The 4,869-nt window shown below is 65.9% G+C and carries 3 protein-coding genes and 1 pseudogene; 3 read left to right on the top strand and 1 reads right to left on the bottom strand.

Features of this window, described 5'->3' with window-relative positions; all coding sequences use genetic code 11:
• On the bottom strand, positions 1-278 hold a 278-nt coding region (locus tag EP26_RS29785; protein ID WP_043344877.1), incomplete at its 3' end, for a helix-turn-helix domain-containing protein.
• 661 nt (positions 279-939) lie between these two features.
• Here EP26_RS29785 and EP26_RS29790 point away from each other — a divergent pair.
• The 3 genes and pseudogenes from EP26_RS29790 to EP26_RS34235 form a co-directional block, all read left to right on the top strand.
• Entirely contained in the window at positions 940-2,691 is a 1,752-nt protein-coding gene (locus EP26_RS29790) for a flagellin N-terminal helical domain-containing protein (protein WP_281177146.1), read from the top strand.
• A gap of 62 nt (positions 2,692-2,753) precedes the next feature.
• A pseudogene (locus tag EP26_RS37910) lies at positions 2,754-3,318 on the top strand (ISNCY family transposase); the annotation flags it as partial.
• Between the two features lie 82 nt (positions 3,319-3,400).
• The coding region (locus EP26_RS34235; RefSeq protein ID WP_157033938.1) for a sensor domain-containing diguanylate cyclase at positions 3,401-4,869 on the top strand (1,469 nt) is incomplete at its 3' end.

The following is a 4,869-nucleotide window of genomic DNA, read 5'->3' on the forward strand; positions in this document are numbered from 1 at the left end:
AACTCCTCATCGCGGCTGTCGCGCTCGCGCTCCTTCATCGCCGCCTCCGCCCCAACCAGGGCACGGTCGCGCCACTCGCTCAGGCGGGCGACGGTGACGTTGAACTCGCGGGCCACGGTCTCCAGCGGCTCACCGCGCAGCAGCCGGGTGACGGCGGCCAGCTTGCGCCGGGCAGAGTTGCGACGCTCTGGCCCGGCACCGCTCGTGGAGGCGCCGGCGTCAGCGTTCTGTGCGCACGCCGGCGCCCCCGCGGGCTCGTCGTTGTGGTTCTGGTCCATCGGTCTGACCTCCGGTTGCGGTGACCTCTACCGCAGTCGGCTGTCTCATCGAACCGTGCCGCACCCCACACCGAAGCAGTGGCCCCGACGGCCCTCAAGATCTCGCCAATGCCGCCTCGATCCGTTGCGCGAGGGTGTCTAGGTCGAAGGGCCTGTCAACTACCTCGCTCTCGGGTGGGAAGCTCGGTGTCCGCGCAGCCGGTGATAACAGTAGCGGTATCCCTACACGCCGCTTGCCTACGGCCTCAGCGAACTGGTGCCGCCGAGCCCAACGTGGCCGCCGTTCGCGGCCGACAGCCTTCATCGTGCTGGTCCGGCGCTTGGACGCCTTGCTGCGCTTCTGTGCCGCCATTGCCAGCTGCGTGGCTAACTCGCCAGACCGCGCCCCTCGTCCCGCAATCGCGCCCCTCCAGATCGGACACACCTCCCGCGTATGTTTCTTGTAATGATTTCTCGTAATGCGTTCAATGGCTGTGCCGGCGGGGATCGTCGGCCGATCCTCGGGTGGTGTGTGGGGCGGGACCGGCAGCCGGTCGGCCCTCCCGGACCCGGGTTCGGGACGCCGCTCTGCTCCGGGTCGGTCCGGCTAGGGCGCTGGTGAAAGCAGAGGTGCCTTATCAACGCGCTCCGCACAAATGACTCGATCACGGCTCTAGCCGCGCTGGGCGCAGCGCGGACGCAGGCCGGTCGCGTCGGGGCCCAGGCGCGCGCCCTAAACACGGCCGCCGCCGCGCTCCGAGCGGCCTCGGTCCGCTTAGCCACCGGCCTGAGGGTCAGTACGGCAAAGGACGACCCCGCCGCTTGGGCGGCCGCCACCGTAATGCGCTCAGACGCGGCCGTCGCCAGGGCCGTCGTGAGCGAGTTGTCCGCGGCGACCGCGATGATCGGCGCGGCGCGCCTTGGCGCCGAGCGGGTGACGGGCCTGGTGGGCCAGATGCGGGCGAAGCTGATCGAGGCCCAAGGCCCGCTGGCCGACAGGGGGCTGATCCAGAACGAGATCAACCAGCTGCGGGAACAGGTCGAGACCATCGTGGCATCATCCGCCTTCCGCGGCGTCAACCTCCTCGGGGGCGGGCAGGTGGTGCCGATCCTGTCGGCGGTTCCGCGGAACGCCGCGGGGCGTGACCAACCGCAGTACCTCGATGTCGCAGGGCAGGACCTCACGCTCGACGGCGCCCTGGCACCGCTGCGGGATCTCGATCTGTCGGCGCCCTGCGACGCCGAGCTGCGTGGCGCCTCCGAGGCCACTTTCACCTTCCGAGACGGGCGCCCCTTGCTCCTGGGGGACGCCATCACCCTTGAATACCGGCTCGCCGGCGTGGCCAGGACCGTCACTCTCAGGGTCGGCCAGGGGGAGACCGGGGCGGTGCGGTCCACAGACGGCGTCGGCTCCCCGACCGCCGTGGAGATCAACGTCGACGGTGACGAGGTCGGCGTTCCCGGCGTGCGGGCAGCCGCCATCGTGACTGCGCTGCGGGACGCGCTGCTGTCCGCGAGGAGGATTGACTTTGACGACGTCCCGCTCGCGATGGGCGACGAGGCGGCGCTCGCCGGTGGCTACGAGGGCTTCGACTGGTCGAAGACGGGAGTGTACCGCCCGGACGGCAGCACGGGATATGCTGCGAGTTCCGGCGGCAACATAGCCTTTTTCGCCGAGGCGCGGGGGTGGGGGGCCGACTACCCCGGCACGCCCTGGGACGACTATCCCGGGTCCGCAGGCACGCCAATGGTGATCCGGCGGACCGACGGCGGCAGGTTCGGCGCGCTAGGGGCGGACCTCAGCTCCGCCTTCGTGGACGGCCTCGCCGTCACGGTCGAGGGCGTGAGGGACGGGCAGGTGGTCGGCAGCAAGATCATCCAGATCAATCGCGGCGGTCCGACGCCGGTGCTGTTCGAGGAGGACGGGGAGAGCTTCGCCCGCCTGGACGAGCTGAGGCTGAGCGCGAGCGACTACTTCGGTCTAGACGGCCTCCGGCTCGAGACCGGTGCCCAGGCCGGGCTGGGTCTCAGTGCCCAGGCGGCCTCCGCCGGCGATAACCTCCAAGTCGACAGCGACGGCGGCACGTTGAGGATCAGGGCGGACCACCTGCCCGACGGCGACGCGCTGCTAGCGGTGCGCGGTCCCGGGGACGACCTTGCGAGGCTCCTGGGCAAAGTCGATGCGGCGCTGTTAACCGCGACAAAGGCCGCGACCTACTTCGGCTCGGTGGAGGCGAGGATTGGGCTGCAGGAGGCGTTCCTGGGCCGGCTAGCGGACATGCTGGACGGCAGCGTGGCCTCCTTAGTGGAGGCGGACATGTCCGAGGAGGCGGCGCGGCACGCCGCCCTGCTGGTACGGCGGGACCTCGTCCTCCGGATGCTCGCCATAGCGAACGGGCGCGGGATCAGCGCCGGGGTTTCCCTGCTGGCCTGACAGGCTGTTTTGACACCTACCGGGCTGGAGCAGGAAGTCGCCTGCGGTTGTGGTGAGCCAGGCGATGGAGCATGAGGCGGATCATGGCGAGGGTGACCACGCCTCGGCGACCTCGAGCCGTTGCTATGATGTTGCCCCAGCATGAGTTCGGCTTGGACGTGGTGGCGCTGGTAGGGGTGCTGCGTCACCAGGATCACCGCAGCGTCCCGGAGATCCATGCCGCCCTGCAGCGGCGCGGAGTGGAAACTGCCGAGCGGAGCTTCACCAAGCTGCTGGACCGCTATGACGAGTTGCTGGTCACCTCGCTGACCAATACCCGGCGGCTGCGTCGCGTTCTGGCAGAGCAAGGGAGGGCCATTCTGGCGCTGGACGGCATGTAGCCGAATGTGGGTCATGAGGTGCTCTGGGTGGTGCGCGAGTGCCTCTTGGGCGAGGTACTGCTGGCGCGCAGCCTGTTGTCAGGCCAGGCCGAGGACCTGGCGTCCTTGCCCGCCGAGGTGGCGGCGGCGATCGGGGTGCCGGTGGAGGGTGATCAGCGACGGACAGACCTCGATCCGGCGGGGGGTGGAACGGGCTCTGCCGGGCGGGCCGCACCAGCTCTGCCAATTTCACTTCCTACCGCATGCTGGATTAGGCACAAATTTCCCAGATTATGGTTGATGTTACCGTTCCGGGCTGAGAGTGATGCGAACCTACCCGGAGGTGTCTTGTGGCTCCTTTCCATTCCGCCGCGGCTCGTAAAGTCACACTTTATTGGCGTCTTTTGCTGCTCGCCTCGATTGCGGTTCCTGGGCTAGTGACCGCAGCCGCTGCTTGGCAAAACCACAAACATCTTATGACTGCGGCCCACGATACCCTTGAGCGCACCACCGCGCTGGCCCGGGAACACGCATTGAAGGTGACCGAGACTAACCTGCTGGTGCTCGACCGCATTGAAGATCGAGTGCACGGTCTAGCTTGGGACACTATCCTGCGTCGACAGCAGGCCCTGCATCACGACCTTCGTAGCATTGACGAGCAGATTGAGCAGATTGCGGCTCTCCACCTGGTAACACCCGACGGGCTTATCGCAGCCGTTAGCACGGTTTTTCCTGCCCCTGCGGTTCCAATCACCGACCGTTCCTACTTCAAGCGCCACGCGGCTGGTGAAGCAGGACCGCTTTTCGGTGACCCCATTGTGAGCCGTATCTCTGGCAAGCTGGCCTTTACCATGACACGCCGCCGCGCTGGCCCCAATGGGGAGTTCGATGGCATCGTCTTTGGTTCTTTCCTGCCGGAGTATTTTCAACGTCACTGGGAGACGCTTGTAGCTGGCAGGAGCATTCGCCTCGCGCTTCTACGCACGGATGGACAGTCTCTGGCTCAGTTTTCGCCAGCATCTACGTTCGAAACTGCATCGCCCGTAAACGGCGAGCTGGTGCAAGCCATCAACTCGGCCGACAGCGGTCTGCTCAAAATGGGATTACGGTCCGACGGGACCGAGCGGCTAGTCGCCTTCAGTCGGGTCGGTCAACATTCGCTGTATATCGTGTCCGCTCTGAGTCTGTCCGCTGTTTGGGCAGAGTGGTGGCGCGATCTAGGTGTGATCGTTGCTTTCGGCACACTGACCAGCGTGTGCCTGATCTTTCTGACCTTGCAAGCCGGTCGGCGGTGGCGCGCGGCACAGGAGGCTGTTCTCCTTCATTCGGCAACACATGACGCGCTAACCGGCTTACCAAATCGTAGGAGGCTACAGGAGAGGCTGAGTGAGATGCTGGCGGGACCGACCCGAAGAAAGCACCCCATCGCGCTTCTGATGATCGATTTGGATCGCTTCAAACCTGTCAATGACCTTCATGGTCATGCAGCAGGTGACACCTTGTTGCAGTTGGTGGCAAAGCGGCTACTAGGCGCGTCACGTGAAACCGACGTCGTAGCTCGGCTTGGCGGTGATGAATTCGTAATCGCGGCTTGGGTTGATGACAAGCAAGGTGCTCATGCTTTGGCGGAGCGGGTTGTCACGGCTTTGGGGACACCATTCGACCTTCGAGGCATAACAGTTCAGGTGGGTTGTAGCGTCGGGGTGGCCATGGGCTTACCCGGTGACTGGGAAGCTGACGCTTTGGCACAGCGCGCTGATGCAGCCCTTTATCGTGCAAAGGCCGAAGGGCGGAACTGCTGCCGCTTCTTTGAACCTGG

This window comes from Belnapia moabensis DSM 16746 (genome assembly GCF_000745835.1).
In the GTDB taxonomy this organism is placed as follows: domain Bacteria; phylum Pseudomonadota; class Alphaproteobacteria; order Acetobacterales; family Acetobacteraceae; genus Belnapia; species Belnapia moabensis.